Origin of the sequence: Pseudomonas sp. EL_65y_Pfl1_R83 (assembly GCF_963970695.1) — a bacterium.
In the GTDB taxonomy this organism is placed as follows: domain Bacteria; phylum Pseudomonadota; class Gammaproteobacteria; order Pseudomonadales; family Pseudomonadaceae; genus Aquipseudomonas; species Aquipseudomonas tritici.
Map to the genome: position 1 here is coordinate 1 of NZ_CAXAQI010000492.1, position 434 is coordinate 434.

General features: G+C 62.2%; 1 protein-coding gene. It reads left to right on the forward strand.

Annotated features, from left to right (window positions below):
- A partial coding sequence (sciP, locus tag AACY08_RS29995) for a CtrA inhibitor SciP (RefSeq protein WP_445262077.1) occupies nt 1-287 on the forward strand: 287 nt, incomplete at its 5' end.
- Between the last annotated feature and the right edge of the window lie 147 nt (nt 288-434).

A 434-nucleotide genomic window follows, 5' to 3' on the forward strand; every position in this document is an offset into this window, starting at 1 on the left:
AGAAGATTCGCCCAGCCAAGGTGATCGGCCCCCTCGGAGAGCCACTGACGCTCGAATCGCTTCCGCCGCCGGAGACGACCCGCTGGGTCGTTCGCCGCAAGGCCGAGGTGGTCGCCGCGGTCAATGGCGGACTGCTGTCGGTGGACGAGGTGTGCGATCGCTACGGCCTGACGGTCGAGGAATTTGCGGGCTGGCAGCGGGCGATTGACCGCTCGGGGATGCCGGGCCTGCGCGTCTCGCGGATCCAGCATTACAAATCGCTCTACGAGCGTCAGCAGAAATACTGACCGTCGCACGCCACTCTTCAAACCGTAGCCGGAACAAAAATCGCAATTCGTGAGTCTTGTCCCCGTATCCCGGATGCAGCCGGGAAAATGGAGGGTAAGATGATCGGTCTCATTGTTTGGCTCGTGGTCGGTGGTGTTTGCGGCTGG